Raw genomic sequence first — 1,703 nt, forward strand, 5'->3', positions numbered from 1 at the left:
AATTGTAATCTTAGCTCAAAGTTGCAACTAAAACCGTTTTTTTAATCCTTACCGCAATCCATTACATGATGTATGGACCTGCCGACTGAATCAAGGCTTTTTGAAAAAAATAATTGATGAAAGAAAATCGGCTGCAGTTATGTATACGGCTTAATGATAGGGTATTTTCCCCTCTAGCCCTGATGGAAATCCGCCTTTGAAAAATCCCTATCAATACTTCGGCTTCCAAGAGCCTCAATGTAATGCGGATTTTTCTCAAAGTGGTTTGACCGATACTCACCATCAATTTTTCTCTCCTATGGCCTTTCTTCAGATACGAAACTCTTCTAAATTATACAGTTGCATGCATTCTATAGTTTTCTTCTTTTGCAAGAAGAGCCCAAATCATTCGCCCTATTTTATTGGCGAGCGCAACTATTGCTCGGTTTATTCCTCGCCGTTCAATAATATCCAAGACCCATTTCTCCAGAGAAGATACAGGTTTTTCACGTTGGCTAATCCATCTTATAACAGCCCGAGCTCCATGAATAAGAAGTGTTCGTAAATATAAATCTCCTCTTTTACTAATTCCTAAAAGTCGAGGTTTACCTCCTGTTGAATGTTGCCTTGGCACAAGCCCAAGCCAGGCAGATAACTCTCTACCATTTTTAAATTGTCGAATATCTCCAATTGATCCAACAAGAGCAGAAGCTCCTATGGGGCCAACTCCAGGAATCGTCATTAGTCGCTGTACGGCTTTGTCTTCCTTCCCAAGTCGCTGGAGACGTTCTTCAAGTCTCTTTACTCTTCCTTTAGCAAGCTTGAATTCTTCAACGAGTTCCCCTAAAAGGCCTTTAAAAAGAGGACTGAGTTCTTCAATTTCAGGATCTAGTAGATTTGCTAAAAATTGTTCAAACTTGCTGACTCCCTGAGGAATTGTAATTCCTTGTTCTAAAAGTAACCCTCGAATCTCATTGGTTAAAGCTGTTTTTACCCGTACAAGACGCTCACGAACGCGATGGATAGCTAATATCTCTTGTTGAGCAGAAGATTTTATAGGGACAAATCTCATATGAGAGCGGGTGACAGCTTCAGATATAGCCGCTGCATCTGCTTGATCGTTCTTATTGCTCTTTACATAAGGTTTAACAAATTGAGGCGCTATGAGCTTGACTTCATGCCCCATCTGTTGAAAGCATCTAGCCCAAAAATGAGCGCCCGCACAAGCTTCCATTCCAATTAAGCAACCAGGAAGATTGGCGATAACGATCGGTAATTTTTCTCTACTGACTTTTTTCTGAAGCACAGGCTTTCCTCTTTTATCAATCCCGTGAAGATGAAACCAGTTCTTGCCAAGATCAATTCCTAATGCTTTTATTTCCATGTGGACCTCCTTTTGTTGTTTTTGAGCCTATGAGCTCGTGCATGCCTCAGCTTATTGAGACCAACAAGGCAGGTCCATACCATTAATACTGGCTTACCTCGTAGATTGAGGTTGAAAATTTGAATGGTATTTTATATGCAGCCTAAGAGTAATAATCAAACAGCAGTAAATTGGGCACAAAGCTATCTGATAACAAATGGGTATGACATTAATGAGAGCCCTAATACTGCCCGTGCTATGCCCTGGTCTAAAGTTACGCATTTTTCCACGTCAAAAGGTTCTATTTATTTAAAAGAAATGGCATCTCTTTTTTCTGTAGAACCAAGACTAATAAAACGCT

General features: G+C 40.1%; 1 protein-coding gene and 1 pseudogene. One reads left to right on the plus strand and one right to left on the minus strand.

Going from position 1 to position 1,703, the window contains the following annotated elements; all coding sequences use genetic code 11:
* Nucleotides 1-331: 331 nt before the first annotated feature.
* Nucleotides 332-1,363, minus strand: coding sequence for an IS110 family RNA-guided transposase (locus IG80_RS0111050; protein ID WP_032113655.1), 1,032 nt, complete (start codon nucleotides 1,361-1,363; stop codon nucleotides 332-334).
* 123 nt (nucleotides 1,364-1,486) lie between these two features.
* Between IG80_RS0111050 and IG80_RS16360 the strand changes: the two are divergent.
* A pseudogene (locus tag IG80_RS16360) lies at nucleotides 1,487-1,703 on the plus strand (hypothetical protein); the annotation flags it as partial.

Origin of the sequence: Candidatus Paracaedibacter symbiosus (assembly GCF_000757605.1) — a bacterium.
In the GTDB taxonomy this organism is placed as follows: domain Bacteria; phylum Pseudomonadota; class Alphaproteobacteria; order Paracaedibacterales; family Paracaedibacteraceae; genus Paracaedibacter_A; species Paracaedibacter_A symbiosus.